This is a genomic window from Synechococcus sp. CS-603 (assembly GCF_977929215.1).
Window position 1 is genome coordinate 1,104,081 of sequence record NZ_OZ376778.1, and the last position, 24,994, is coordinate 1,129,074.

Consider the following 24,994-nt stretch of genomic DNA (forward strand, 5'->3'; position numbering starts at 1 on the left):
TCAATCAGATCGGAGAACGAAGCAGGGAGCCGTCACTGGCGAGCTCGAGAGCGGTGGCCATCTCCTGTTCAAGGGCAATCAGCTCATCGCGATGGGCGCGCAGCCGCAGGGTGCTGCCCGGGGCCGTGTCGTCGCTGATCAGGCGCAGCTCAACTTGCTCTTGTCGAGCCGCTCGGCGCCCGTACACCAATCCCGCCAGGGGGCCGAGCAGGGTGAGCAGCAGCGGCGACCAGCCCAGACCTGGCAGGAGCTGGCGCACCACCAAACCGAGGCAGGCCGCCCCGACGCCTCCGAGCACTGACAGCAGCAAGGCCAGGGGCAGGCTGGCGGCGACCCGGCCGGAGAAGCGCAGCAGGCGCCGTTCCGGGTCGCCGGCCTCGGCCTGCCAGCCCCGTTGTTGCAGCCACCGACTGAGACCGTCGAGCACCTCCAGCGCCGGCCGGGGTGAGTGGACATCCACAACAGTGGTGCGGTCCTTGCTGGCGGCCCGCAGGAAGAACACCAGCCCCACGGTCATCAGCAGGGTGAGCAGAAGGGTGGAGCTCAAGGCGGGGGGCATGCGAACGGCTGACAATCACCCCATCCTGGCCCAGCCGGCAGCGGATGGGAGGGCAGGCAGCGCTCAGTGCACTGGACGCGACGATGGCGGGGTTGCGCATTGCCCCAATGGCCTCCCCCACTGCCCACCCGTCTTCCTCTACCTCTGCTCCAGCCAGCTTTGCCGTCTTCGACGACGACCTGGATCCGGCCTGGCTCGCCCTGCTCTCGGAGGCGTCGGCCCTGGCTGTGGATACCGAGGCGATGGGGCTGGTGCATGGCCGCGATCGTCTCTGCCTGGTCCAGATCGCCGACGCCCGTGACAACGTCTGCTGCATCCGGATTGCGCGCGGTCAGCGGCTCGCCCCCCGGCTGCAGAAGCTGATGGAGAACCCGGCGATCGAGAAGGTGTTCCACTTCGCCCGCTTCGATGTGGCCGCCCTGGGGGAAGGCCTGGGGATTGCGGTGAACCCCCTGTTCTGCACCAAGGTGGCCAGCCGCCTGGCCCGCACCTACAGCTCCCGCCACGGACTCAAAGAAGTGGTTCAGGAGCTGGTGGGTGTGGAGCTCGACAAGCAGGCCCAGAGCAGTGACTGGGGCCGGGTCGAGGAGCTCGGCGAAGCCCAGCTGGCCTATGCCGCCAACGACGTGCGCTTCCTGCTGCCTGCCTATGGGCGCCTCCAGGAGATCCTGGAGCGGGAAGATCGCCTGGAGCTGGCGCGCCGTTGCTTCGCCTGCATTCCGGTGTTCTCCGAACTGGATCGCCGCCGTTTCGGTTCGGTCTTCGAGCACTGAGGAAGGATGGCCCGGCTAGTCCTCAGCTCCCAGTCCTCAGCCTTCAGCCCTCAGTCTTCGTCGAGGTAGTTGGCTTCGTCGGATTCGGCAATCAGCAGGGAATCGAGCAGGCGCACCTGCTCCTGGCGGCTGCCGCTGAGCTCCTCAACCATCTGCTCGGCCATGGCCACCCGGCCGGCGATGTCGCGAATCTCCGCCTTGGCGGCCCGCTGGTCGACCCGACGCCGCGCCGAGGCGATGCTGATGCCAAGCAGGGAGGCCAGGTTGCCGGTGATGGTGGCGTAGGCCCGATCGGTGGGGGCGGGCATCAGAAACCTGCAAAGGCGATATCAACCCCCATCATCGCCAGTCGTCGGCCTGGCCCCCTCCCGGCAGGTTCTGGCCCAGCAGCTCCCGCTCCAGCACGGCGGCGAGGCGCTCACTGCCGCCAGCACCTCCCATGCGCCGCCGCCCGATCCTGCCAAGGGCGGCTCTCGTGTCCGGCTCAGCGAGCAGCCGGGCCAGCTCCTTGGCCAGGGCTTGCGGTGTGGGGCAGACCCGCACCGCCCCCCCCAGCAAGCGGCTCTGGCGGCGGGCAAAGCTGGTCTTGAACTGGGGCCCGGGGCCTGGCAGCGACAAGGCCGGAACGCCGAGTCCGACGAGTTGTTCGGTGGCGGTGCCGGCCATGGCCAGCCCCACCTCCCCCCAGCGGGCCCAACGCTCGAAGGCGCCGCTGGCAATCAGCAGCAACACCCTGCCCCGCTGCCAGGCCGCCTGGGCGCCGCTGCCCTCGGGTGGATCACTTTGGACATAACCGGCGGCGCGCAGCAGCGGTGCCAGTTCGGCGTCGCTGGGCCTGGTGCCGGTGGCGCAGAGCACGGCGATCGGTTCATTGAGCCTGCCCGGCCCTTCCAGCCCGCCTGGCCCGAGCCACTCCAGGGCCCCAAGCAGGCGCTGCATGTTGCCCAGGGCCTCCGGCAGGCGACTGCCCGCCAGCAACACCAGGCGCCGTTGGCCGGCCAGGGCGGGCGGCACGGGCTGGCAGAGGAAGCCATCCATCATTGAATTGCCCGGGGCCAGGGCCCGCACGCCATGGCGCCGAAGCCCCCGGGCCGTCAGTCCGTCCCTGACAGCCACGACCCGGCAGCGACGCTGGCCCATCAGGGCCCATTCCCATGGGTCCCACTCGCTCCCCTTGCAGCGGTGATAGCGGTCGGCAGGCCAGTTGTGGCCAGGCCCGCTGCGCCAGGTGTAGTCGCTCTTCGGGGTGCCGACGAAGCCATAGGACGCGCCGCTGGCAAAGGCCAGCAGCAGAGGCAGCAGATCGCCGACGGCGAGCACGGGCTGGCCGCGACGCCCCCAGCGGCGCAGGATCTGTAGCTGCCGCCAACTCAGCAGGGGCAGGCCGGCGCTGAGATCACCCAGCAAACCCGGCAGGCTCTGGTTGCTGAATCCGCCGCTGGGCAGCGCCAGGCGGGGTCCGATGCGTTTGAGCTCGCCGCCGGCCTCAGCGGCCTTGAAGGCCGATCCCTCTCCCACCAACGGCAAAACCAGCACCTGGAGGTCGGGCCGGCGCCGCCGTAGGGCCCGGATCAGGCGCAGGGCGATCTGGTCCTCGCCGTGGCCGTTGCTCAGGACCAGCAGACGGGAGGGCATGCCACGGCTGATACGATCCGGTTCAGGGAGTCTGCTCCCGGCTGGCGGCATGGCCAAGTGGTAAGGCAGAGGATTGCAAATCCTTTATCCCCAGTTCGAATCTGGGTGCCGCCTCTCTCTTCCAGGTTCCACCAGGACCTGTCTTCGTTTGGGCTCAAGCGCAGCCCAAGCGCTGGCGTTCAGAACTCGGCGACGGCACTCCAGGACTCCTGACTCGGGGCCTTGGCGCTGCAACGCACCTGGCGCTGTTCAACGCTGCAGCGCCCTTCGGCCGGCCAGGCTTTCGGCAGGCCGGTGGCCAGGCCGCGGTCATTGAAGCTCCGTTCGCTCATGCTCGACACCGTTGTCGTGAGCGGGCCCATCAGCCGGCAACGGCCCTGGTCGCACGCCATCGGCGTGCTGGCCGGTGCCAACACGCCAACAAAATTGAGCTGGGCGCTGGCGGCTCCGCCCTGGCCGGGAGAAAGGAAGCGAATGTTCAGCAAACCCTGGGAGGGTTGCTCGAACAGAACACTCGTACAGGCGGTCGCAGGCGCGTCCGCCAGATTGTTCTGGCAGGTCTGGGCCCTGCTCTGCAGCCGGCCAAAGTTGTCGGCTGGGCGCGAATGAGGCGTGGCCGCCTCGGCTGCTCCCGGAGTCGCCGCCAGCGCCCCCACCGGCCAGCTCAGTAGTAGGGCGAAGGTGAGAACCAATCGGTGCAGGGAGCTGGGCACGGGAGACCTTTCTCAGCCATTCATTCTGGAGGCCAGAGGCCGGGGCAAGAGGCCAAAGGCCGGGGCTTGGAGGTTCAGCTGTCGCCGTCAGCTACGCAGAAACCCTGGCAGCGGATGCCATTGCTGGCCGTACGACCACAGTGGCCGCAGAGGATGGGTTCTGAGCTGGTCTTTGCGTTGGCCTGCGAGCTGGCTTGCGATTCCGCCCCAGATCCCTCTCCGTCGCGGGCGGAAGACGATGGGGCCGGGGCGTCGGGCCCCGGGGAAGACGGCTGTGGATTCAGCGGTCGGTCGCAGCTGGGAGGATCATGGCGTCGAAGCCCTTGGCGGTGCGGCGTGATGGCGACGGCTCTCCCCCTCGGCGGGTTCCTTGGCCCCGATAGCGACCTGCCATCGATCGGCGTCGGCACCTGGGCCTGGGGCAACCAGTTCCTCTGGGGGTACGAACCGGAACGGCACGACGCGGCCCTGGCAGCCACATTTCAGCGGGCCGTGGACCTGGGCCTGACCTTCTTCGACACGGCCGATTCCTATGGAACGGGCCGCTTCCAGGGCCGCAGTGAGGTCTTGCTCGGCGGCTTTCTCGCCACCCTGCCGGCGGCCAGGCTTGCCGGCCTCTGCGTGGCCACCAAGCTGGCGCCGTTCCCCTGGCGGCTGGGTCGAAGCGGCTATGCCAGAGCCTTCGAGGCCTCGCGGCAGCGCCTGGGAGGAAAGCTCGACCGGGTGCAGCTGCACTGGAGCACGGCCCGCTACGCCCCCTGGCAGGAGGGGCCCTTGCTGGAGGGTCTGGCCGATCTGGTGGACCGCCAGGAGGTGGCCAGCCTGGGGCTCTCGAACCTGGGGCCGCGGCGCCTGGAGCTGATCCTCCAGCGGCTGGCCGCCCGTGGCATCCCGCTGGCCAGCCTGCAGGTCCAGCTTTCCCTGCTCGCTCCAGACGCCCTCGCCCCCGGTGGGGTGGCCGAGGTCTGCCGCCACGCCGGCGTCGAGTTGATTGCCTACAGCCCCCTGGCCCTGGGGCTGCTCAGCGATCCCGGCCGCAGCGGCCGGCCCTGGCCTGTCGGGCCGCGGGGTTGGCTCTACCGCCGGCTGCTGCCGAGGATCGAACCGCTGCTGGTGGAGATGCGAGCCATCGCTGCCGCCCACGGCGCCTCGATGGCTGAAGTGGCGCTCAACTGGTGCCGGGCCCACGGGGCCCGGCCAATCCCCGGCCTGCGCACGGTGTCCCAGGCAGAGACAGCCGCGGCAGCCGTGGGCTGGCGGCTCGAAGCGAGCGAGGTGGGAGCTCTCGATCGCCAGGCGATCGCCCTGCCCGTGCGGATGCCGGCCAATCCGTTCCAGTCGAACTGACGTCAGCCGGTGGTGAGCGACGGGGAGGGGTCGGGGCTGAGGACCACCGGTAAGGAGGCCGGACGGGGCAGCTCCCCTGCAACTGTGCGGGCTGGGGCGGGGATCAGCCGGGCTGGCGGGCTGGCCTTCGCCGCGGCCTCTGCGTCTGCTGCGATTGGCTGACGATCGTCGCTGCTGGGGCCAGGCTCGGTTTCAGGGCTGCTTGCTTCGCAGGCGGCGAGTGTTTCCTGGATCAGGGAATCGAAGAGGGGACCCGGCAGCCGCAGCCGCGCCAGTTCCAGAAAGGTTCTGGACATCGATTCACTGGCCACGGCCCCCACGGCCGGATTGTTGCGGCGCTGCTCCTGCTCTTCGAGCACGGAGCGAATGAAGCGTTCGGTGACATCGCGTTTGGTGCCCGCCCGGATCCTGGTCTCCTGCTCCAGTGTCGAGAGCAGGCTCTGTTGCTCAAGTTCCTGCAGGCGCCGCGTCAGGCTGTCGAGCACCTCCCGCGCCTCGTTCAGCACATGGCCCAGCTGGCCATCGGAGAGGCGGGGCAGATCCGAGACATACACCTTGCCGTGGTCTCTCAAGGCCAGAAAGGTGGGCCGGATCAGCGGGGCGTTGCTTGGAACCTGACGCGGCCGGCGCGGTGGATTGGGGGGTAAGGGGCCGGCGGAACTGCGACGACGGGTGCTGCGGCCGTTGATTGGAATCATCGAATATCCATCCTCAAAACTGGCGCCAGAGGCTTTTGACGGCTTAACAACTCCATCATCTGACTTCGCCGAGTCCCGAGGCGGCTTCAGTTGCTCGGCAGGCCGGCCACCGGGCCGCCTCCGCTCGGGCCCGCCACAACCTCGCCCAGGTGCCAGGCGCGCACACCCAGGCCCTCGCTGATAGCGATGGCGGCCGCTTGATCCTTCGCTGGCACCACCAGGCAGTAGCCGACACCGAGGTTGAAGGTGTTCCAGAGGTCCTCCTCCGGCACCTCGCCTTGTTCCTGTAGCCAGTGAAAGAGGGCGGGACGCTCCCAGCTGCCTGGATCGATGCGGGCGTGAACGCCCGCCGGCAAGCAACGGGGCAGGTTTTCCGGCACGCCTCCCCCGGTGATGTGGGCCATGGCGTGGAGAGGGATTCCGCCGGCCTTCAGGGATCTGACCACAGCGCCGTAGAGCTGGGTTGGCTTGAGCAGGGCCTCGATCACCGGCTCGTCACTGCCGTTGAAGGTGCTGGCGGCCGTGATGCCGCGCGCGTCGAGAATGCGGCGCACCAGGCTGAAGCCATTGCTATGGACCCCGCTGCTGGCCAGGCCGAGGATGGCGTCACCGGCCTCCACCTGCTTTCCGTCGATCAGGGCGTCGGCTTCCACCACTGCCACACAGAAGCCGGCCAGGTCGTAGCGGCCAGGGGCATAGAAGCCCGGCATCTCGGCCGTTTCACCTCCGAGCAGGGCGCAACCGCTTTGCCTGCAGCCGTCGGCAATCCCTTCCACCACTGCGGCCATGGCCTCGGGGCTGAGCTTGCCGGTGGCGATGTAATCGAGAAAGAAGAGAGGCTCGGCGCCACTGGTGATCACGTCGTTCACGCACATCGCCACTAGATCGATGCCCACGTCATGGTGGCGGCCATGGGCCTGAGCCAGTTCCAGCTTGGTGCCCACCCCATCGGTGCCGGCCACCAGCAGGGGGTTGCTCAAGCCGCTCGGCAGGCGGCAGAGCCCACCGAAGCCCCCCAGGCCGCCGAGCACCTCGGGGCGCCGGGTGGATTCAACGCTGGTCCGGATCCGCTCGACAAAGGCCCGACCTGCGGCCACGTCCACTCCTGCTGTGCGGTAGTCCATGGCATCCGTTCTGTGGGAACAACTCTGGATCCTGGTGATCCTCTGATGGGACACGGCACTGGCTGCTCCCGGGGCTGACCACCCGTGGCGGTGGACGGCTGCGAGATTGACACCCAGCTCCATCACCACTGCTGATAGCAGACATCCTTTCTGCTGATTGATCGAGGCGGTGTTGGCCCGCTCCATCCTTGATGGGGCCGGCGATGTTGGCTTCGATGATGATTCCTGATCATTCTTGTGATCCCATTCCTCCACACAATCTTTTCAGGATTGCCATTAAGTTTCCTGAGTCTTTGATTTGGTCAGGAACTTCACCACCTCGATCATTCCTCTCATGCTTTTCGATTGAGTGGATTGGTCGTCGGTTTGATCGTTGATCTTCAGGTGATTGCTGTTTTAGGCAGCGGGTTTCGTTTGTTATGCCTTCCTCCCTTTCCCTCGGAGCTCTTGCTCTCCTGCTCTCCAGCAGTGGTGTTGCCATCCCCGCTTTCGCCGATTCCACCAAGGGCCCACAACCCCTTGCCTTGGCGATGTCAAGCGAGCAACCTGCCCAAGCAAAGCCCTCCACCAGCCCCAACGGCAACGTGGTGATCCGCGACGTTCAGGACCAACCTGACTTTGAGCCTGTCATCAGGCCGGTGGTTCCCCAAACGGTGGCTTCGGCTCCCAGCCAGTCCAATGTCAGGCATGTGACCACCGGCGAGGCCAGCTGGTACGGCCCTGGTTTCTTCGGAAACCGCACCGCCAACGGTGAAATTTTCCGTCCTGGCACCCTGACCGCCGCCCATCGCACCTTGCCCTTCGGCACTCGGGTGCGGGTCACCAACCTTCGTAACGGCCGCATCACCTACGTGCGCATCAACGACCGTGGGCCGTTCGTCGGCAACCGGGTCATTGATCTGGCCCACGGAGCCGCCCAGAAATTGGGGCTCATCTCCAGTGGCATCGCCCAGGTCCGCCTTGAGGTTCTCCAGTAAGGTCTGACACCTCTCTGATCTCCGGCCCATCCGTCCCTTTGGCGTGGTGGGTCTTTGTTTTGTCAGCCGATGTTGTTGCTGCGAACCTGCGCCGAGCTGCTGCGCTGGTGCGCTTCTCTGCGATGGCAGCAACGGCCTTTGCACTTCGTGCCCACGATGGGTGCTCTGCATGAGGGCCATCTCAGCCTGATTCGCCGGGCAGCCCTGGCTCAGCCAGTCGCGGGCGCTGAGCCGGTTCAGCCCGGGGTTCTGGTGAGCGTGTTCGTGAACCCACTCCAGTTCGGGCCGGGCGAGGATTTTCAGCGCTACCCCCGCGATCTCGAGACCGATGCCGCAACAGCAGCGGTGGCTGGTGCCCACGCTCTGTTTGCACCCTCCGTTGAAGATCTCTTTCCGGGTGGAGAGGCCGAGGTCACCCGGGTCATTCCGCCGGCGTCCTTGCTGGAGACTCTCTGCGCCCGATCCAGGCCTGGCCATTTCGACGGCGTGGCCACCGTAATCGCCCGTCTGCTGGCGTTGATTCGTCCCGATCGCCTCCTGCTCGGAGAGAAGGACTGGCAGCAACTGGTGGTCTTGCGCCGGGTCGTGGCGGCTCTTGGTCTGCCGGTGCGGCTGCAGGGCTGTCCCACCTGGCGCGAAGCCGACGGACTGGCCGGCAGTTCTCGTAATCGCTACCTTTCCCCGGCTGAGCGCCAAAGGGCCAGCGCCATTCCCGTGGCCCTGCTAGAAGCCGCTGAGGCCTGGCGCTGCGGCGGCCTGAGTGAGGAACGGCTGCTGGCAGAGTTACGAGACGGGTTGGAAGCCTCCGGTCTGCAGGTTGACTACGCCGAGCTGGTCGGGGCCCAAACCCTCCAGCCACCCCCATCCGGTCATCGGGGTCTTGCTTTGCTGGCTGTGGCTGTGAACTGTGGGTCCAGCCGTCTGATCGATCACCACTTTCTGATGTCCCGAGCCCCGATTGTTGCCATCGACGGCCCCGCCGGTGCCGGTAAGAGCACCGTTACCCGGGCGTTCGCCCGCCGGCTGGGTCTCCTCTACCTCGATACAGGAGCGATGTACCGCGCCGTGACCTGGTGGGTGCAGCGCCATGGGGTCGATCCGGCGGATCCGGAGGCCGTCGCCCTGCTCCTGGGCGATCTCGACCTGCGGCTGGAGGGCGGGCTTGGTGCCGAGCAGCGGGTCTGGATCAAGGGCCACGAGGTCACCGCGGCGATTCGTCACCCCGACCTGACCGCCGCGGTGTCTGCGGTGGCGGCCCATGCGGCCGTGCGTGAGGCCCTCACCGGCCAGCAGCAGGCCATGGGCGAACGGGGAGGGCTCGTGGCCGAAGGCCGCGATATCGGCACGGCGGTTTTCCCCGACGCTGATTTGAAGGTGTTCCTGACCGCCTCGGTGCAGGAGCGTGCCAGGCGGCGCGCCCTGGATCTGGAGCAGCGGGGATTTCCCCCGGTTTCGCTCCTTGAACTGGAGGGCCAGATTGCCGAACGCGACCGTCTTGATTCCTGTCGGGCGGTTGCCCCGCTCGCTCAGGCCGATGACGCGATCGAGCTGATCAGCGATGGCCTGGAGATCGAGGCGGTGATCCAGGCCCTGGTGGATCTGTTCCGCGAACGGGTGCCTGAGGAAGCCTGGCCAGGAACTTGACGGTTTGTTTCGACTCCCCCTTAAGTCCCTTCTCCTCAGCAGTAGGGTTGAAGAGCTAAAAGAGCGTGAAACAGCTACACACCATAGGATTCAATCAATAGTTTTAAGCGAATTCCGCGCAATCAGCGACACCCGTCACCATGACACTGAGCTCAACGTCTTCCATTGCAATGACCTCCAACCTTTCGGCGTCTGTGGATCGCCCAATCGTTTCGTCATCGGCGATGCGGCATCCATCGGAGCGTCCCCAAAGCAGTGGCAATCAGGCTTTTGGCATGATGATTCATTCGATGGTGAGCATGGTCAAGAATGGTTCCTGTCGCTAAGGAACGCAAGTAAACCCTTGCAGGCATCTTCCAAGAGATCGAGCACATCCTCAAAGCCGCTTTCCCCGCCGTAGTAGGGGTCTGGAACTGATGTGGCTGAAAACTTGGAGCAATACATGGTGATCGGTTCGATCAGGGCCATGCTTTTTTGGTCAAAATTACTCTGTTTGGCCATTCTGCAGACCTGATCAAAGTTGTCCTGATCCATCGTCAGGATCCGATCAAACTTCAACAAGTCAGCCTTTGTGATCTGTCTTGCCTTGCTGGGTAAGTGGATACCGCGTTGAGCGGCAGCGGAACGCATTCTTGAATCGGGATCATTCCCGACATGCCAGGCGCCAGTTCCAGCGGATTCGACAAGATAATCCCCGTTGTGTTCGCTTGACTTGAGTAGATGAACGAAGATCCCCTCGGCAGCTGGGGACCGGCAAATGTTGCCTAGGCAGACGAAAAGTAGGCGCTGGGTCATGGTTGATTCAGGCTGAAAGCTCAGGTGTAGAGATGCTGCGATCAAGCCGTTGATCGTTCAGTCGCCGCAGGGCCAGATCGGCTCGCAGTCTGACCACCACCACGGGCTCGCTCGCTTCATTGGCAAGGCTGCGGAGGTTGGTGATCAACTGGGTCACCACGTCTGGATGGCTAAGGAGAGCCGGTGCGAGTTGTTCCAGGCCTGCCGCAACGGCGTAGCGAACGATCCACTCGCCATCGCTTTGGCCCTTCTCCAGGGAGGTAAAACAGCGCAGGGTGGCTTCTTCGCGCTCCTCAGGCCCCAGGCCATCGAGCACAAGCTGTCCGAGGCCCCGGGCAGCGGCTCGGCGCACACTTGGCACCACATCTTCGGCCAGGGCTTGCTCTAAAACGGCCAGTCCTCGGACGTCGCCGATACCAGCGAGGACCCGGACCGCCCAGGCCCTCGCTCCGTAGTTGTATTGATCAAGATTGGCGAGCAGCGGAGCAACGGCTGGCTTGCCAATCTTGATCAGGCCCTCCACGGCCGCCACAGCCGCTCCTGGGTTGTTGAACGTAAGAATCTCCATCAGGCACCCCAGACTTCCAGGGTCTGCCTTGGCACTGAGGGCTTCGGTGGCTTCCAGCAGTGCTTCGCCCGTGCAGGCTCCTTGAACCGCTGCAATCAGAGTGGCCAGTTCGCCGTGGGGCGTGGATGTCGTCATAGCAAGTCGTCCATTGCCGTCAAAACGGCTTCGGCGCTGCCTGGGCTGGGAGCGGCTTCGGCAAGTCCTCGCAGGGCGATCAGTTTGAGGCTGTTCTCCGCCAGGGTTGCGCAGATCGGCCCCAGTGCTGGCAGCCAGCCACAGGCACCAATGTCCAAGAGCGCTGAACGGCGCACCTGGAGCTGGGGGTGACGAAGCATCGCCACCAGTCGCTCACCCCAGCAGGGTTGACCTGTGAGCTGAAGCAGGGCTCGGGCGGCGGCATTGCTCACCACCGGTCGTTCATGGTCGAGGAAGGGCGTGATCACCTCCAGCACCTCCGAATTCGCCACGCCCAACTCCCCCAGGGCCTCCAGCAGGGCCTCACAGGGCTCCACCAGACGAGCTGATCCCTGCTGAGCACGTCCGGGCCCAGCAGGGCCACCCTTCAGGCGGCGCGCGAGCGGCTCGACGGCTTCGCGCGCGCCCAAGTTTCCAAGTGCTCTTGCCGCGGCTTCGCGCAGTCCTGGGTCGTCATCATCAAGTGCGCGGAGAAGATCTGGTATGGCCTGATGGGCCGCCTGCCCGAGTTTGCCAAGGGCTCTGGCCGCATTTCTGGCTACCGCCGTGGCATCAAGATCTTGATCTGGATTGTGAACACTGCGTTGTCGCAGGGCCTCAAGTAACAATGTGATGGTTCTTGGATCATCGCTGCGATGCCGCCCTAGCCACCAGGCGGCGTAGTAACGGGAGGAGGCATCATCAGTCAGGCCGAGTCTGCGTAGTGCCTCGTCTTCGCTGATGGGGCTTCCAATCAGCTCCGAATTTGCTTGCCTCTCCATCAAATCAACGCCCAATGATTCCATAAAAAATGGGGGCTTGAAGCCCCCAAGATAGACACTGATCCTTTTGCCAAGTCAGACTAGTGCGTTGATCGCATAGTCAAGATAGTTATTGGCTTCGGTTGCAGCTTCGCCACTCAGGCCGTGGTTCGCCTTGATATAACGCAGAGCTTCCACATACCAGGAGGGTGAAAGTTCGAAGGTGCGGTTGATCTCGTCGAGACCGGCGATCAGGTAATCGTCCATGGGGCCGGTGCCACCGGCCACCAGGCAGTAGGTGACCTGACGAAGGTAGTAGCCAATGTCACGGGCACACTTGGCTTTGCCTTGGGGAGTGGAGGCGTAGTTGGGACCCTGCTGCTGGGTTGTGAACGGGAACTTGGTGTAAACCGCTTGGGCGGCACCGTTCACCAAGGCATCAGCCTTGGCTGTGAGCTGCTTGGCGGCTTCCAGGCCTGCCTTGGCACGGCCGAAACGGCCGAAGGCGGCTTGCATCTCAGTGTTGCTGAGAAAGCGAGCCTGGGAATCAGCTGTAGAGACGGCTTCTGTGAGTGGGGATTTCATGGAATGGGAGAAGGGAAGTAAGGGTTGAAAGCTTCTCTAAAGCGTCAAGCGACAGAGGATGCGGCCCGGTCAAAATAGGTGCCAATCTCTGAGGAGAGAGCCGTGCAATCACCTTGGGTGATACCACCGCGATCGTTCACAATGCCGAGGGCGGCTTCCTTCATCTTGCGAACACCTTCTGCAACCGAAGCTCCAGGGGTGCCCAAGGCCAGATATGTCTCACGCAGGCCATTCAGGCAACGATCCTCCAGAACGCTGGAGTCTCCGTTGAAGATTGAATAGGTGACGTAACGAAGAATGATCTCCATGTCGCGCAGGCAGGCAGCCATGCGACGGCTGGTGTAAGCGTTACCACCGGGGGCGATCAGGCCGGGTTGCTCAGCGAAAAGGGCGCGAGCCGCGTTAGCGATGATGGTGGATGAATTGCTGGTGATGCGATTAACAGCATCAAGACGCTTGTTGCTGTCTGAAACCATTGAAGCTAAAGCATCAAGCTCGCCAGCGGAGATGAAACTGCCACGGGCATCAGCCTGAGCAATAACCTTTGTGAAAGCATCAAACATGGGGAAAGCACCTATTCTTGGAGGCAGTGTCTTTGATAATACCCTGACAAACTCCAGGACGTCGAAACGCCAGAGGCTAGGGCTTCGCTGGCTTGCCGATGCCGAGCACTGGAGGGCCAAGCGACCTGTCTATTATTTAATAGGCAAGCCCCGGATCAAGCGGGTGTTAACAAAAGGTCACCCCCTTTCGTCAAATCGACTGTGAGATCCACCTTTTTCTGCCCAGTAGTGTAAAAGCTCCACCCAGTGTTGATTCATCAATGAGGCCTTCCCCTGCAGCACCCGGATGATGCGATTGCCAGAATAAAGACTTTTATCAGTATTGACACTGAGGAGGCGTCCGCCAAGGCTCTCCACGGCTTCCGCGAAGCGATCGATCGCGTTCTGCTCAAGGGACTCCATGACCAAAAAGTTGCCTTTCAAGACAAGGTGCCGGCTGCGAATCCAGCTCCTGAGCCGTTGTTTGGCCATGGGTGGCAGATCGGCCCTCGTCATACAAGTGACTGGGTTGCGCTCAACGAACAGGGTAATTCGTTTGCAAAACTTTCTATCAGTTCAAACTCAAACTGTCGATCTGTTAGACCCCAGAGTTGTTCGTGGCTGTTTGGATCACAGCCAAAGTCGCGGCTACGCCAAAGACCTTCTTCAAGTAAAACCTCACTGACAAGGTAAGTCAGCTGGCCATTGCGCGGAACCAGGCACTGGCAGCCTTCTTCAAGCTGGCCGCGGAAGGTGCTACTGGTTTCAGGGAAAAATTCCATCGCGCAGCCCTGCCTTGCGATCAGCTCGCTACGCTCCAACTTCTGAAGAAGACTGGGCTCATGACTTGCACCTGCTACTAGGAGGGAATCTGGAGGGCTGAAGTTATCAACTCTGAGTCGATCAGGCAGCTGCCGGACATGGTGAACTCCTTGGCGATAGGGACGCCATAGATCAAAGGTATAAGCTTGTTCTGAGTAAAGCCAGCACCCATCAAAACCCGAAGTAGTAATAGGCCTGAAGGCCAGTTGAATATGGGATAGCTCTGTTGAGTGGGCCGCAAACTGGCGATCATTGCGGTAGAGACCCGCAATCAGTTGAAGGCATTGAAAAGCTTGGGTATCACTCAAGGCCTTTGCAGCCATTGTGGGTTTCTTCTCAACTTCCATCGTGCTGGCGAATTTCAGAGGAAAAAGAAGCTTGGACGATACCTTGGCCACTTTGCGTGCGCATCATGGAGACCCTTAATCTCACATCTTTGGTTGCAAACCAGATGCGTTCTTCGGCGCTGGATCCTTCATAGGGAGTGATCAATGTGAAGGCACCATCGTCATCAATATTATATCGGCCGATGGCTGGAATCTTTTCTGTATAACCTATGCTACGCAAAAGTATGCCGCTTTTGCTGTCTGTTGGCACTGGCACAAGCAGGCATTCACCAGCGCTGACATCTGATTCATCCCAATCAGAAGTACCGCGCCAACTCATCCGAAAGGGATTGGTGATCGCTTGTTGCGCGATGCCATTGAGGTCAAGTAATTGGGCAAGCTCAATCGATTCATTGGGCTCCGCCATAATGACAATTGTGGAATCAATTTCCTCAACGTGCCGGAAAGCCAGATTGTGGCCACTTCGCTTTGAATGCCATGTGCCAAGCGACTTCTTGACAAAATTTGAAATCAAAATGTCAGTCGAGGTCGCCAATTCGTTGAAGTGCGGATGAGCCAGATGATTGTGGATTCTTTGGTTTAAGCAACTAACCAATCGCAGAAAAAGCCGCCATTGTAAACATGGCGGCAATGGGATGCTGATTGTTTTGAGCTAGTTCGCAACAGGCTTGACAGTGCGTATACGAGCGCCCTGACGCTGAATCACATTGATTCGCTGAGTGAGCTGAGCATAGTCAACAGTGATAACTTGGGCCGCTCGTCGGTTGACAGAGCTATTGCGAGGCATGTCAATCACAATCTCGAAGCGTCCATTCTGATTGCCGCCTGATCTTGTCGCGATCGGCGGGTTGGCCGACTCTGAAAGGTTGGACGCCAAACTGCGAGCATTGGGCTGATTCTGACCCAAGTCACTGCTGGCATAACCACGGCATTGATTAACTGTACGAAGAAAATCCTTCGTTTGGCTCAGCTGAGCAGAATCCGTGCGGGTGTAGGGCGCAATATTTTCCCCGAAGGCTAAGCCGTATTCGTCACTATCTATATAAGAAAGGATCTCAGCCTCGTAGCCTCCAGCAGCATAGATCGCTGTATGCTCGGCGATTTCGGCTTGGTTGCGTGGCGCCCGGCCGAGCAAATGCTTGAAGTTCAACTCAATGAAACGATATTGTGAGTTCGTGTCAAAGAATCGTTGCCGATAGGCGTCAGAGAGGGCAACTGCTGCTACAAACTGCCTGACAGAAATGTCACGATTGCGTAGTTGTGACTCTAATGTGCTGAGCCTGTCGGATTCAATGAGGTGAGCATTTCCCAGCACCTGACGATAGACCGATGTCATGACATCGTCTAATTCCATTTCATTCGAGCTGGCCCAGAGTTCACTCGTGGGATTCGCTTGTATCCAGAGAGACATTATTTTAGGGTAAGGGGAAGTGAATAGACGCGGCATGGTGCTGCGTCAAAGCATCAGCTAAGCCGTTATAAGTGGATCTCAGGAGATCTCGCTTATGCTGGTAATGCGGCCGCTTGTGCTGTGAATGAACTTTAGCTGGCTTGTCATGCGGTCTCCAGCAACTTCATAAGTCGTTTGAGCTTTACGGCGACGGCTTCCGAAGGTTTGGCTTGTGACCACAATCCTGTAGCGCTTGCCTGGCGGTTCAGTTGATCCACTTGCTGCAGTGGAACGCAACGGAATGATCTGATTGGCACCACCAGTGACCTGGTTGAGAAGGCGAGAGCTGGTGACTTGTCGGTCCCCTCCGCTATAGCCATTGACGAGCGCAAGGGTGCGGTTGAAACTGTTTTGACTGCGGCCTTCGGCAGATTTGACACCTCGGAGGTACGGAACAATATCCTCACCGAAGTTATTGATGTATTCTTCACTATTCAGGAAGTGGTCAATCAAGGCTGCGTATCCTTGGCGAATCACGATGTCAAGGGGGACACGGAATTCAGCTTGACTTTCTGGAGCACGGCCGAGCAATTGCTTGAACAGCAATTCCACAAAGCGATAGGGAGAAGACTTTGTAAAGAACCGCTGCCGATAGTGCTCAGTGAGGCAGACGTTGCGAATGAAGCCCCTGACGCTCACTTCCCCGTCAATCAATTGGGATTCAAGCGATGTCGGAATATCCCCTTCCATCAGGTGTGGGTTCCCCATCACTTGGCGGTAGACGGCGCGAATAACCTGCTTCACCTCCTCGGCGCTGCTGCCAGCCCAGCGCTCAATCCTTTGCTGATCTTGTTGTGATACCCCAAACCCTGCGTAAAGCGAGGCGCTGAACGGGGCGCTATCTTGACCGGAAGTGGAACGCATCGGCTTGAAGACAGCGGTTGGAGAAGGGTTGTATCGGCCGAAATTCAAGCCCGACATAGCTCTTGCTGCAGCAGCAAGATAGGGAAGGGTCTGCGAACGTTTCGGTTGCGCATTATCACTACTGCTGTTGCTGCCCTTCAGTGAGAGCATTTTGGTGTAATTATTCTGGCCAAGACTGACTTGACTCACAACAGAGCGTAGGTATGGAACTGTGTCTTCACCAAAAGCATTCTGGTATTCATCACTACCCGTATAACTTCTAATTTCTTCTTCAAGGCCTTTGCTTTGAAGAATTTCAACTTGTCTGGAAACTTCAGCTTCTGACTGTGGCGCCCGGCCAAGAAAATGCTTGAAGTTCAGCTCAACAAAACGATGCGGTGAGCATGTTTCAAAAAAGCGACGACGATAGAGTTCGGAGCAACCCAGCTCCGTGACGAATCCACGGACGGAGAGTTCGCCGTTAGCCAAGCGAGATTCGGAAGAGCTCAGTCGCTCGCTCTCCATCACTCCGATATTTCCAAACACCTGTTTGTAGGCGGCACGAATGGCCACTTGGCAGGCTTCGGTCCCGGCTTGAGGCCAGAAACTTGTAGGGGCCATGTTTGGCTGCATCAGATTAGCTTGAGGAGCTTGAAACCGATTGAGGGTAGGCATGGCAGAAACAAGATTAGGACTCAAGGGGATTGATCAATTGACAGGTGTAATGCTGGCTATTTTCCCGCCCTCGGCGTGAATTCGTTGGTATTGTTCGGAGAGTTTTTCGAATGGGACGTAATACACCCGGCTTGATTGGCGGTAACGCGAAAACTTTTGAACTTTGTTCGCTTGATTGCCACTGACCTGAACTCGAAACACCTTTCCCTCTTGGCCGGCTCCGACGCCTGAGCGGGTCTTGCCTATGCCATTCGGAGAAGCCAGGCGGAAGCTGCTGGCCGTATTGCTGGGGCTGATCACTGGGAAACTGGTGTTCTGGTAAGCGGCACTGCCGAGCTTGGGAGCAATGCCAGCGACGTCTCCCTTGAGATCGCTGCTGCTGGCTCCCCGGGTGAGCTGGAACATCCAGGTGAATTCCCGCATACTCTTGCCAGCGCCGGTTTGCCAGCCGTGCAGATAGGGAACGGTGTCTTCGCCAAAGCGATTTTGATATTCGACGCTATCGATAAAACTGTCGATGTCGGCTTGAAATCCAAATTCGTCAAGAATGGTGCTATGGCTGCGAAGCTCTTCGAAGTTGTCTGGTGCTCTGCCCAGTAAGTGCTTGAAGCTGAGCTCAATGTAGCGATACCGGCTACAGGTATCGAAAAAGCGGCTTTGGTATGTATCGCTTTTTGCTAATTGCCTGACGAATTCACGAACGCTGATTCGACCGAGCTTGAATTGTGATTCTGCAACGACTTGGCGCTCTTCTTCCATCACATAGGCATTGCCAAGAACTTGGCGGTAAATTGCTCTGATGATGACGTCTTTATCAGCGTTTTCATCACCCGTGAAATGCTCTTGAGCGCCGATTGATGTGAATCGCTCTACGCCAAGGAAGGAAGCAGGTCCAAAGGTCATGCTGGGAGTGCTCGGGGGACTAATGGCATACCCAGGGGGCTTGGGTGCCATGGTTCAGTTCTTCAAGATCTTACTAATGGGCACCGGCCCATTCTCTTCTCATGCGTCAATTGTTACATCAATCCGACGATCAGGGCTTGATCGTTTTGTTGAGTTCAATCAGCGAATCTGACAAAAAAGCGGCCCCGAGTGGGGGCCGCAGAAGAGGCTGCAAAAGAACAACGTGAGGCGTTGCCCTAGGGCAAGGCTGTGATCAGGAGAGGGACTCGATCACATAGGAGAGGAGCGACTTGAATTCCTTGGCGGCTTCAGGGCTCATGTCACGAGGAGCACAGGCGCGCTCACGGGTGTAGGAGAAGGCTTCGACATAGGCCGCGGTGGGCAGATTGAGGGCACGGTAGACCTCACGAGCGCCGGCAATGCCCCACTCATCGATAGGACCGGTGCCGCCAACGACGAGGGAGTAGTTGATCAGACGCAGGTAGTGAGCGATGTCGCGGTAGCACTTGTCGGTTTTGACCTGATTTTCACCAGCTTCACCGGCTTGCTTGAGGTAGGGGTACTTCTTGAAGCAGGCATCACCGGCTTCCTGCACCACTTTGTCGAAGCCAGCAGCAAGCTTTTCAGCAGCTTCAAGGCGAGCAGCGGAACGCTGGATGGACCCTTGGACCGACTCGAGATCGGACTGGGTGGGGAAGCGACCGGCAGCGTCAGCGGCAGTGACGACGGTGGTAACGACAGATTTCATTGGAAACTTCGAAGCGAATGGGTTTGGGAAGGATCAGTCAGAGACTGGAGGAAATCAGCCGAGTGCGCTGATGATGCGATCGAAGTAGCTGGCGGCTTCTGACGCGACAGCGGAGCAGTCACCCTGGATGGTTTCCATCTTGTTGAAGCGGGTGCCACCCATGCCTGGGGTGTTGGTCTCGCTGATGTGGGCGCAGGAGGAAGCCTTCATGATGGCAACGGCGCGACCAGCGGACTGGAGGGGCACACCCAAAGCGATGTAGGTCTCCTTGAGGCCGTTGAGGCAGCGGTCGTCGAGGACGGAAGCGTCGCCGGCGAGCAGGGCGTAGGAGATGTAACGAAGAACGATTTCGCCGTCACGCAGGCAGGAAGCCATGCGGCGGTTGGGATAGCAGTTTCCACCAGCCTGGATCAGGCCGGTGTTTTCGCAGATCATGCCCGAAACGGCGTCCGAAACGATGCAGCTGGCGTTGCTGGCGATCGCGTTGACGGCATCAAGGCGCTTGTTGCCATTGGCCACGTACTGGCGCAGAGCGGCGAGTTCGGACTCACCGATGGTGGCGGTCTTGGCGTCGGCGCTGACTACAGCGCGGGAGAAGGCGTCGAGCATGGGTTCTTGAAAAGAGGGTGAGCCGCGTCGTGATGAGCGGCGTGGTTGTTGGTGAGGACGATGTGCTAGCGGCAGGCGTAGGCATGCCGAAACCGACACTTCGCTCGCCAAGGCGCTAAGCAATCCCTAAGGTCGAAGGGTTGGTTCTCAACTTGAGACCTTTGCGGCTGTCCGCCCAGAAAGGCTAGATCTCATCGGTTTTCCTTTCCCCTGAGTTGGTGGACTCATAGGATTTCGTAACAAGCTTTTCAGCGCAAAAGCTTTTCAGCCCAGCCCGCCGACTCCAGTCAGGGGGGAAGATGGGTCGGTTGGGCCCCAAAACGCCTTGATGCCAGACCTCAGCGATCGTTCCATCACCAGTTCAGAAGGCCCGGGGGAGCTTGAGCTCGCCATTCAAGACCTGCAGGCCTACCGGCAGCGGTTGGTGCAGGACGTGATGACCATGGGCCACAAGCTGAAGCTTCCCCAGGCACGGGTGGAGCGTGACCTGCTCGAGCATCCCGAAATTAAGGAGGTTGACCAGCTGCTCAGTCAGTTGGGCCAACAACGCGCCGGCAACGCCTAGCCCGTAGGCCAACCAGCCGATCTCCGTCGCTCAAGCACGCCTCTGGTGGGTTGAGGCCGAGGCTTTCCAGGGCCATCACACAGGCGTAGCGCAGCTCCCAGCTTCTGGCACTGACCGCATGCTCCTGCAACACGCTTCCGGCCTCCGTTGTTTGCAGCCGTGCCAGGGCCAGGGCTGCAGCCGGTCGGGATTTCAGAAATTGGGGCCGCTGGTTGTTGAGCCCATCGATCACCAACGGCAGCAGCATCGGGTCGCCCAGTCGTCCGAAGAGATGCATCATGTGGTAGTGGGCTCCGTAGTCGTTCCAGCCCTCCTGCTCAAAGCTGCTAACCAGGGCCGGTAAGGCCGCTTTGCCGAACTGCTCCTCCAAGGAGACGATCGCCAGGTAGGTGCGTCCGAAGTCGGTTCCGTACAGCTCACGTACCAAGGATTCAAGCGCTTGGGGCTGGTCGTAACGATGAACCAGTTGCAAGCTTTCGGGGCGATCATCGAGTTGACGATCGAGGACATCTAACAGCAGCTCATCGGAGAGAGGCTCGCCGAAGCAGGCCGCGTCTGTGTTGCCGGCAAGGCTGGCCAGATGACGGATTCCCCGTAACCGGAACACAGGCGAGACAGGGGCTTGTCCGATGCGTGGAATGGCCGGCAGCCAACCCACGTCCATCAGGTCTTGGATGACGCCTCGCCTGACGTTCACATTGGGGTGAAACAGGAACGGCTCCAATTGCTCCAACTCTGAGCCATTGCCCGAGATCAATGCGCAGGCTGTGATAGCGGCCGTGGCCAGCATCCCGTCGTCGGCATCCACGAAAGCCGCGATGGGTTCGAGGGCGGCCTGGCATCGCTGGCGGGCGAGAACCTGCACGATGACTCTCCTGCTCTGGCTGGGGTCGGCCAGCAACTCGATCAGGCTGGCCTGGATTCCCGCATCGTCTGCGCCCAGTTGACCCAAGGCCCAGGCTGCATTCTCGACAAGATAGGGATCCTGACTTGTCAGACAGTCGACGATGCCCGCTGTGGCACGCCGGCAGCCCAGCCGGGCGAGGGTTTCTACTGATTTGCGCCGCGCAATCCTCTGGGCTTGGGCCCCGTCTGTGTCCTGGAGGCAGGCCATCAGTGCCGCTTCGGTGTCCTCTCCAGGAAAATTGATCAGGTGCGCGGCTGCCGTGTAGCGGTCACTCTCAAGGTCGAGATCCTTGAGCGGTCTCAGCAGCATGGAGATGGCTTCATCCTTGCCGAGGCCGGGATGAATGTTGAAAAAACGGTGATCTGACATGGTCTGAAGTCACTGGCACTGAGGTTCCCAGATTTCGAAGACGGCATCGATCGGACGAGCGCCCTTCAGGGCCTCCCAGGAGATCCCCTTGAGAAAGGCTTCGGGACTGTTGGTCTCCACCAGGTCGACACCCCACCCTCCGAGCTGCAGTGGAGATCCAAGCTGTCCTGGTTGATCCTTTCGGCCTCCTAAAAGCAGCACGGTATAAGCATCAGATTCCCCGGCCCGCACACGCTGGTTGCGCAAGGTCTGGCCGAGAAGGCGGGCCAAAGCGATTGGCTCCAGTGGTGCGGTTACCTTGGCGCGCCAATGCGGGTGCACAAGTTCTTTAATGGCGATTCCATTGGCCGCTCCAGTGGTGATTCCGGTGTCCAGCCCGTCTGTGAGAAGCTCAACCAAGGCGCTTCCCCGTAAATCAGCGTAGCTCTCGCTCGGTAACTGGAAGTTGTGGGAGATCACGAAGCTGGTGTCAGTGGCCATAGCTGGTGATCTGTCTTGATTCATTTTATCTGATTGTGGTTCGCGCTACCGCCATGCAGTCGTCACGGGGAAAGCCAATAATCTGGTTCCAAGGACATTAACCAGTGGTGCTCCAGCTCAAGTGGTGGGATTCCTCAAGGGCCGAGTGGATGCCAGCGAGGCCCAAGAGCAACAGCTGCTGGGTGGCGGAGATGGCTGAAGGTTGGAGCTGCGCGCGATAGGTGCTGGCCATGTCCAGCAGGGCTGAAGCCATGGCGTCGACCGGAACATCGAGCAGCCGATAGAGCTCCATGGTCGCGGCATAGCCCTGCTGGTCGCAGAAGCCCGCCTCACCGATGGCTGCGCCATAGCTGGCGATGCGCAGAAAATGCCAGAGATCGCGCCAACAAGCCTTGGATCGATCGGGAGTGTGCAGGGAACCGCCGATTGTGAACAGCTGTGGAAACTGCCCATGAAGGGTTGATTTGGCATGCTCCACAAGCGATGGCATCAAGCGTTGAAAATTCAGAATGTCTTCCTGATCTGCCTGTGATTCGCTACAGAGGGCTTGGAGCTCTTCGCCATGCAGCAGTCGCTTCGCTTGATCCGCCTCAAGGAGGTATTGGACGTGCTCATTGCTGAGTGACAAGGAATTGGGCAGCGTGAATAGGCGAGCCTGGGCGATCAGTGCTTTCATGTGCGCCGAAGGCGATTGTTGTTCCATCGACGAGCGCATGATCTGAGTTGGCAACGACAATAATGAAAGCTTTGGGCCAGAAGTCTGAGGTAGCAGTCTTGAAGAAACGACAGGGCCACTGCTTTTGAGCAGGATCAAGGTTAGACGGGCCTGATTCGAAGCTGTAGGGCCTCAGCTCGTGAGTAGTCGCTCGATCAATTTGGCTTTGGAAAGTTTTCCTGCATTGTCAATGCCTTGCCGTGCGGCCTGCTTGCGAAGTTCAGATAAGCTGAGTTTTGCTAAAGAATTTTTGAAACCCGAATCAGTTATTACAGTTGTTGGTTCGCCATGTTTTGCCGAGCCCATAGACTCATCTGAAGTAGGGTATTTCCCGGTTCTGGTAAGGAAATGCCAGGGGCGTTGGTGAGCCACTGGAATCAGTTTTTCCATACTTGCGAACATTGGGCCTGTTGATGGGGCCCTATCTAGGACCAGGCTTTGGTATTGGCAAGAACTCTTCAGAACTCGTGATCCAATACCGAGGTGATGCTGCATGTTGGAGAATGGCTTTCCAAGACCAGGACTCTCAATGAGCGGTACGGTTTCACCTCAGTTCACGCCGAAGGAAAATGATGCCCTGCTGGCTGAAGTGCGCTCTGCCCTGGCCAACGGTCAATTCTGCGGCGATGACCCGAAGGCCTTGGCGCGCGTTGTTGAGGGATTGGCGGATCCCCGCGGTCTTGTGCGCTTCAACTTCGCCGAGACGCTCGGAGCGATTGGCCGCCCAGCCATTCCGTTCCTGCTCAAGGCCCTGCGCGGGCACGAGAATGTGGCGGTTCGTCGTGCTGCTGCCAAGACGCTGACCCTGATTGAGGCCCCAGAAGCCCTGTCAGATCTTGATGCTGCCCTCAGTCATGATCCCGATCCGGTGGTGCAGGGCTCGGCGGCTGGTGCCATGGCCCGTTGTGGCGCCGACGCGGTTCCGTTCCTGATGAAACAACTTCAGGATCCTGATGCGGGTGCCATCGTTAAAGGATTGGCCCGGTGGGCCCTCTCGTTTATTGGCGCTGAGGAGGTTGGGCCCTTGGCTGAAACCATGCAGACGGGGAACCCGGATCAGCGCGCGGCCTTGGTGGAGGTGATTGCGGAGCAGATACGCTCCAGTCAGGATGCTGAACTGATCGCACTGCTGATTCAGTGTTACTCGGATCCTTCGGCGGATGTTCGCGCTGAGGTTGTCACGGCTTTAGGTAATCTGCTCGATCCTCAATACCTGCCTCAGCTTCTTATCGGGCTTGCCGATTCATCTGGAGTTGTGCGCAGGGTCGCAGCACTGGCTCTCGTCAAACAAAAAGATCCTGGTGTGCTCAGCCAGGTGAGAGATGCCGCCCATGCAGAGAAAGACCCCAGTGTGATCCCCGTGATGGAACTGGCAATTCGCCAGCTTGAGCAGCTCATCAAAATCGATTGATTCAGCTCTGCCAAGCCTGTTCGCTGAAGCGATCCAGGGCCTGGGTTGCCGCTTGCTGAATCATGCTGTCTTCCCTGTGGGCTCCATCAGCCAGGAACTGTTCGACCAATAGCTTGCCCTCGGCATGATTCATGGAGGCCAGGGCATTCAGTGTTGCCATGATCACAGCAAGATCATCACTCTTGAGAGCAGATTCCAGGGCTGGCAGAGCCAATGAACCCATTTCCCCGAGTGCCATCACAGCGGTCAGCTGGACCACGGGATTGGGCTCCAGACATTTTTGACCCAACAGATGGATCGTCTCGGCGCTGAAATTGTGATCCGGCCAAGCCACGGCGATCTGGGCCATGCCCTTGCAGCAACTGGCGCTGATGGTTGGATCGACGCTCTCGGCGAGCTTGTCTCGGATCAGCGGCTCCACCGCAGGACCGATGGCCCCCATCGCCCGAACTGCGCTCCGGCGCAGGCTCACATCTTCAGCATCGAGAAGGCCGAGTAGCCGAGTGCTGACGCTCGGATCACCACTGGCGATGATCTCATGCATCAGCCTGTCGCGCTGGTGGGGATTCGGATGGCTGAGTTGGGCGAACAGTCCGTCGATCGACATTTCTGGCAGAACCCGGGGTGTTGTTGTGAGGCGATAGGGGAAGTCTGCCAGACAAAAAAGCGGCCCCGAGGTGGGGCCGCAGAAGGGGCTGCAAAAGAGCAACGGGAGGCTTTGCCCTAGGGCAAGGCTGTGATCAGGAGAGGGACTCGATCACATAGGAGAGGAGCGACTTGAACTCCTTGGCGGCTTCAGGGCTCATGTCACGAGGAGCACAGGCGCGCTCACGGGTGTAGGAGAAGGCCTCGACATAGGCGGCGGTGGGCAGGTTGAGGGCGCGGTAGACCTCACGAGCACCGGCAATGCCCCACTCATCGATAGGACCGGTGCCGCCAACGACGAGGGAGTAGTTGATCAGACGCAGGTAGTGAGCGATGTCGCGGTAGCACTTGTCGGTTTTGACCTGATTTTCACCAGCTTCACCGGCTTGCTTGAGGTAGGGGTACTTCTTGAAGCAGGCATCACCGGCTTCCTGCACCACTTTGTCGAAGCCAGCAGCAAGCTTTTCAGCAGCTTCAAGGCGAGCAGCGGAACGCTGGATGGACCCTTGGACCGACTCGAGATCGGACTGGGTGGGGAAGCGACCGGCAGCGTCAGCGGCAGTGACGACGGTGGTAACGACAGATTTCATTGGAAACTTCGAAGCGAATG

32 protein-coding genes, 1 tRNA gene and 1 pseudogene are annotated in these 24,994 nt (G+C 60.3%); 7 read left to right on the forward strand and 27 right to left on the reverse strand.

The genetic code is table 11. From position 1 onward, the window contains the following. Window positions 1-4 precede the first annotated feature (4 nt). Window positions 5-559, reverse strand: a complete 555-nt coding sequence (locus tag ACXMDM_RS05725; protein WP_259722801.1) for a cofactor assembly of complex C subunit B — start codon at window positions 557-559, stop codon at window positions 5-7. A gap of 107 nt (window positions 560-666) precedes the next feature. On the opposite strand from ACXMDM_RS05725, the gene ACXMDM_RS05730 reads away from it, so the two are divergent. Next, window positions 667-1,332, forward strand: a complete 666-nt coding sequence (locus ACXMDM_RS05730; protein WP_259722800.1) for a ribonuclease D — start codon at window positions 667-669, stop codon at window positions 1,330-1,332. Between the two features lie 50 nt (window positions 1,333-1,382). Here ACXMDM_RS05730 and ACXMDM_RS05735 read toward each other — a convergent pair whose 3' ends face one another. Beyond that, window positions 1,383-1,640 carry a DUF8658 family protein gene (locus ACXMDM_RS05735; protein ID WP_071800967.1) on the reverse strand — a complete coding sequence of 86 codons (258 nt, stop codon included), beginning with the start codon at window positions 1,638-1,640 and terminating at the stop codon, window positions 1,383-1,385. Window positions 1,641-1,671: 31 nt separating this feature from the next. Then, window positions 1,672-2,967: a lipid-A-disaccharide synthase-related protein gene (locus ACXMDM_RS05740; RefSeq protein ID WP_259722799.1), complete on the reverse strand. Its 1,296-nt coding sequence runs from the start codon at window positions 2,965-2,967 to the stop codon at window positions 1,672-1,674. A gap of 43 nt (window positions 2,968-3,010) precedes the next feature. Between ACXMDM_RS05740 and ACXMDM_RS05745 the strand changes: the two genes are divergently transcribed. After that, a tRNA-Cys gene (locus ACXMDM_RS05745) sits at window positions 3,011-3,081 on the forward strand. Window positions 3,082-3,146: 65 nt separating this feature from the next. Here ACXMDM_RS05745 and ACXMDM_RS05750 read toward each other — a convergent pair. Both ACXMDM_RS05750 and ACXMDM_RS05755 read right to left on the reverse strand, forming a co-directional pair. Continuing rightward, window positions 3,147-3,680, reverse strand: a complete 534-nt coding sequence (locus tag ACXMDM_RS05750; RefSeq protein ID WP_145536797.1) for a hypothetical protein — start codon at window positions 3,678-3,680, stop codon at window positions 3,147-3,149. A 74-nt stretch (window positions 3,681-3,754) separates the two neighbouring features. Further along, window positions 3,755-4,090, reverse strand: a complete 336-nt coding sequence (locus tag ACXMDM_RS05755) for a DUF8639 family protein (RefSeq protein WP_145536794.1) — start codon at window positions 4,088-4,090, stop codon at window positions 3,755-3,757. Between ACXMDM_RS05755 and ACXMDM_RS05760 the strand changes: the two genes are divergently transcribed. Then, window positions 4,020-5,027 (forward strand): aldo/keto reductase, encoded by a 1,008-nt coding sequence (locus ACXMDM_RS05760; protein WP_071800970.1) that lies wholly within the window; start codon window positions 4,020-4,022, stop codon window positions 5,025-5,027. The two genes, ACXMDM_RS05755 and ACXMDM_RS05760, sit on opposite strands and share 71 nt — an antisense overlap. Before the next feature lie 2 nt (window positions 5,028-5,029). Here ACXMDM_RS05760 and ACXMDM_RS05765 read toward each other — a convergent pair whose 3' ends face one another. Next, the gene (locus ACXMDM_RS05765; RefSeq protein WP_071800971.1) at window positions 5,030-5,725 is read right to left on the reverse strand and encodes a DUF8655 family protein; all 696 of its coding nucleotides are present in this window, start codon (window positions 5,723-5,725) and stop codon (window positions 5,030-5,032) included. Window positions 5,726-5,811: 86 nt separating this feature from the next. Then, window positions 5,812-6,849 (reverse strand): phosphoribosylformylglycinamidine cyclo-ligase, encoded by a 1,038-nt coding sequence (purM, locus tag ACXMDM_RS05770; protein WP_071802155.1) that lies wholly within the window; start codon window positions 6,847-6,849, stop codon window positions 5,812-5,814. 419 nt (window positions 6,850-7,268) lie between these two features. Between purM and ACXMDM_RS05775 the strand changes: the two genes are divergently transcribed. Further along, a complete protein-coding gene (locus ACXMDM_RS05775) occupies window positions 7,269-7,826 on the forward strand; it encodes a septal ring lytic transglycosylase RlpA family protein (RefSeq protein ID WP_071800972.1) in 558 nt (185 codons plus the stop codon). Between the two features lie 69 nt (window positions 7,827-7,895). Beyond that, entirely contained in the window at window positions 7,896-9,470 is a 1,575-nt protein-coding gene (locus ACXMDM_RS05780) for a bifunctional pantoate--beta-alanine ligase/(d)CMP kinase (protein WP_071800973.1), read from the forward strand. Window positions 9,471-9,773: 303 nt separating this feature from the next. Here ACXMDM_RS05780 and ACXMDM_RS05785 read toward each other — a convergent pair whose 3' ends face one another. The 14 genes and pseudogenes from ACXMDM_RS05785 to cpeB all read right to left on the reverse strand — a co-directional run bounded on the left by ACXMDM_RS05785 (window position 9,774) and on the right by cpeB (window position 19,292). Then, on the reverse strand, window positions 9,774-10,265 hold the full coding sequence (locus tag ACXMDM_RS05785; RefSeq protein WP_071800974.1) for a low molecular weight protein-tyrosine-phosphatase: 492 nt from the start codon (window positions 10,263-10,265) through the stop codon (window positions 9,774-9,776). Window positions 10,266-10,272: 7 nt separating this feature from the next. Then, the gene (cpcF, locus tag ACXMDM_RS05790; RefSeq protein ID WP_071800975.1) at window positions 10,273-10,968 is read right to left on the reverse strand and encodes a C-phycocyanin alpha-cysteine-84 phycocyanobilin lyase subunit CpcF; all 696 of its coding nucleotides are present in this window, start codon (window positions 10,966-10,968) and stop codon (window positions 10,273-10,275) included. Further along, window positions 10,965-11,345 carry a HEAT repeat domain-containing protein gene (locus tag ACXMDM_RS05795; protein WP_311134070.1) on the reverse strand — a complete coding sequence of 127 codons (381 nt, stop codon included), beginning with the start codon at window positions 11,343-11,345 and terminating at the stop codon, window positions 10,965-10,967. Before ACXMDM_RS05795 ends, cpcF begins: the two co-directional genes overlap by 4 nt. 84 nt (window positions 11,346-11,429) lie before the next feature. After that, window positions 11,430-11,813, reverse strand: a pseudogene (locus ACXMDM_RS05800) (HEAT repeat domain-containing protein); the annotation flags it as partial. Window positions 11,814-11,864: 51 nt separating this feature from the next. Continuing rightward, the gene (cpcA, locus tag ACXMDM_RS05805; RefSeq protein ID WP_071800976.1) at window positions 11,865-12,353 is read right to left on the reverse strand and encodes a C-phycocyanin subunit alpha; all 489 of its coding nucleotides are present in this window, start codon (window positions 12,351-12,353) and stop codon (window positions 11,865-11,867) included. A gap of 44 nt (window positions 12,354-12,397) precedes the next feature. Then, window positions 12,398-12,916, reverse strand: coding sequence for a C-phycocyanin subunit beta (gene cpcB / locus ACXMDM_RS05810; RefSeq protein ID WP_071800977.1), 519 nt, complete (start codon window positions 12,914-12,916; stop codon window positions 12,398-12,400). 177 nt (window positions 12,917-13,093) lie between these two features. Beyond that, window positions 13,094-13,387: a hypothetical protein gene (locus ACXMDM_RS05815; RefSeq protein ID WP_083544489.1), complete on the reverse strand. Its 294-nt coding sequence runs from the start codon at window positions 13,385-13,387 to the stop codon at window positions 13,094-13,096. Window positions 13,388-13,407: 20 nt separating this feature from the next. Next, window positions 13,408-14,115, reverse strand: a complete 708-nt coding sequence (locus ACXMDM_RS05820; protein ID WP_162922859.1) for a chromophore lyase CpcT/CpeT — start codon at window positions 14,113-14,115, stop codon at window positions 13,408-13,410. Then, on the reverse strand, window positions 14,054-14,599 hold the full coding sequence (locus ACXMDM_RS05825) for a phycobiliprotein lyase (protein ID WP_205526822.1): 546 nt from the start codon (window positions 14,597-14,599) through the stop codon (window positions 14,054-14,056). The genes ACXMDM_RS05820 and ACXMDM_RS05825 overlap by 62 nt, the downstream gene beginning before the upstream one ends. A gap of 117 nt (window positions 14,600-14,716) precedes the next feature. Then, window positions 14,717-15,400, reverse strand: a complete 684-nt coding sequence (locus ACXMDM_RS05830) for a phycobilisome rod-core linker polypeptide (RefSeq protein WP_162922860.1) — start codon at window positions 15,398-15,400, stop codon at window positions 14,717-14,719. Window positions 15,401-15,553: 153 nt separating this feature from the next. After that, window positions 15,554-17,056 (reverse strand): phycobilisome rod-core linker polypeptide, encoded by a 1,503-nt coding sequence (locus tag ACXMDM_RS05835; protein WP_145536791.1) that lies wholly within the window; start codon window positions 17,054-17,056, stop codon window positions 15,554-15,556. 9 nt (window positions 17,057-17,065) lie between these two features. Continuing rightward, window positions 17,066-17,935 carry a phycobilisome linker polypeptide gene (locus ACXMDM_RS05840; protein WP_071800981.1) on the reverse strand — a complete coding sequence of 290 codons (870 nt, stop codon included), beginning with the start codon at window positions 17,933-17,935 and terminating at the stop codon, window positions 17,066-17,068. A 253-nt stretch (window positions 17,936-18,188) separates the two neighbouring features. Continuing rightward, entirely contained in the window at window positions 18,189-18,683 is a 495-nt protein-coding gene (gene cpeA / locus ACXMDM_RS05845; protein ID WP_071800982.1) for a C-phycoerythrin subunit alpha, read from the reverse strand. 54 nt (window positions 18,684-18,737) lie between these two features. Continuing rightward, window positions 18,738-19,292: a phycoerythrin subunit beta gene (cpeB, locus tag ACXMDM_RS05850; RefSeq protein WP_071800983.1), complete on the reverse strand. Its 555-nt coding sequence runs from the start codon at window positions 19,290-19,292 to the stop codon at window positions 18,738-18,740. Between the two features lie 328 nt (window positions 19,293-19,620). Here cpeB and ACXMDM_RS05855 point away from each other — a divergent pair, with 328 nt between their 5' ends. Next, window positions 19,621-19,857: a DUF8630 family protein gene (locus tag ACXMDM_RS05855; protein WP_071802159.1), complete on the forward strand. Its 237-nt coding sequence runs from the start codon at window positions 19,621-19,623 to the stop codon at window positions 19,855-19,857. Here the strand turns inward: ACXMDM_RS05855 and ACXMDM_RS05860 are convergent. The 4 genes from ACXMDM_RS05860 to ACXMDM_RS05875 form a co-directional block, all read right to left on the reverse strand. Next, complete coding sequence (locus tag ACXMDM_RS05860) at window positions 19,820-21,133, reverse strand: HEAT repeat domain-containing protein (protein ID WP_071800984.1); 1,314 nt, start codon at window positions 21,131-21,133, stop codon at window positions 19,820-19,822. The genes ACXMDM_RS05855 and ACXMDM_RS05860 overlap by 38 nt on opposite strands. A 9-nt stretch (window positions 21,134-21,142) precedes the next feature. After that, entirely contained in the window at window positions 21,143-21,613 is a 471-nt protein-coding gene (locus ACXMDM_RS05865; RefSeq protein WP_071800985.1) for a DUF2656 family protein, read from the reverse strand. Between the two features lie 97 nt (window positions 21,614-21,710). Next, window positions 21,711-22,427, reverse strand: coding sequence for a bilin-binding protein (locus ACXMDM_RS05870; RefSeq protein ID WP_222428267.1), 717 nt, complete (start codon window positions 22,425-22,427; stop codon window positions 21,711-21,713). A 33-nt stretch (window positions 22,428-22,460) separates the two neighbouring features. Beyond that, window positions 22,461-22,718, reverse strand: coding sequence for a Rho termination factor N-terminal domain-containing protein (locus tag ACXMDM_RS05875; protein ID WP_145536785.1), 258 nt, complete (start codon window positions 22,716-22,718; stop codon window positions 22,461-22,463). A 139-nt stretch (window positions 22,719-22,857) separates the two neighbouring features. On the opposite strand from ACXMDM_RS05875, the gene ACXMDM_RS05880 reads away from it, so the two are divergent. Further along, on the forward strand, window positions 22,858-23,739 hold the full coding sequence (locus ACXMDM_RS05880) for a HEAT repeat domain-containing protein (protein WP_071800987.1): 882 nt from the start codon (window positions 22,858-22,860) through the stop codon (window positions 23,737-23,739). Between the two features lies 1 nt (window position 23,740). Here ACXMDM_RS05880 and ACXMDM_RS05885 read toward each other — a convergent pair whose 3' ends face one another. Both ACXMDM_RS05885 and cpeA (ACXMDM_RS05890) read right to left on the reverse strand, forming a co-directional pair. Beyond that, the gene (locus ACXMDM_RS05885; RefSeq protein WP_071800988.1) at window positions 23,741-24,346 is read right to left on the reverse strand and encodes a HEAT repeat domain-containing protein; all 606 of its coding nucleotides are present in this window, start codon (window positions 24,344-24,346) and stop codon (window positions 23,741-23,743) included. A 133-nt stretch (window positions 24,347-24,479) separates the two neighbouring features. Next, window positions 24,480-24,974 carry a C-phycoerythrin subunit alpha gene (cpeA, locus tag ACXMDM_RS05890; RefSeq protein ID WP_071800982.1) on the reverse strand — a complete coding sequence of 165 codons (495 nt, stop codon included), beginning with the start codon at window positions 24,972-24,974 and terminating at the stop codon, window positions 24,480-24,482. Between the last annotated feature and the right edge of the window lie 20 nt (window positions 24,975-24,994).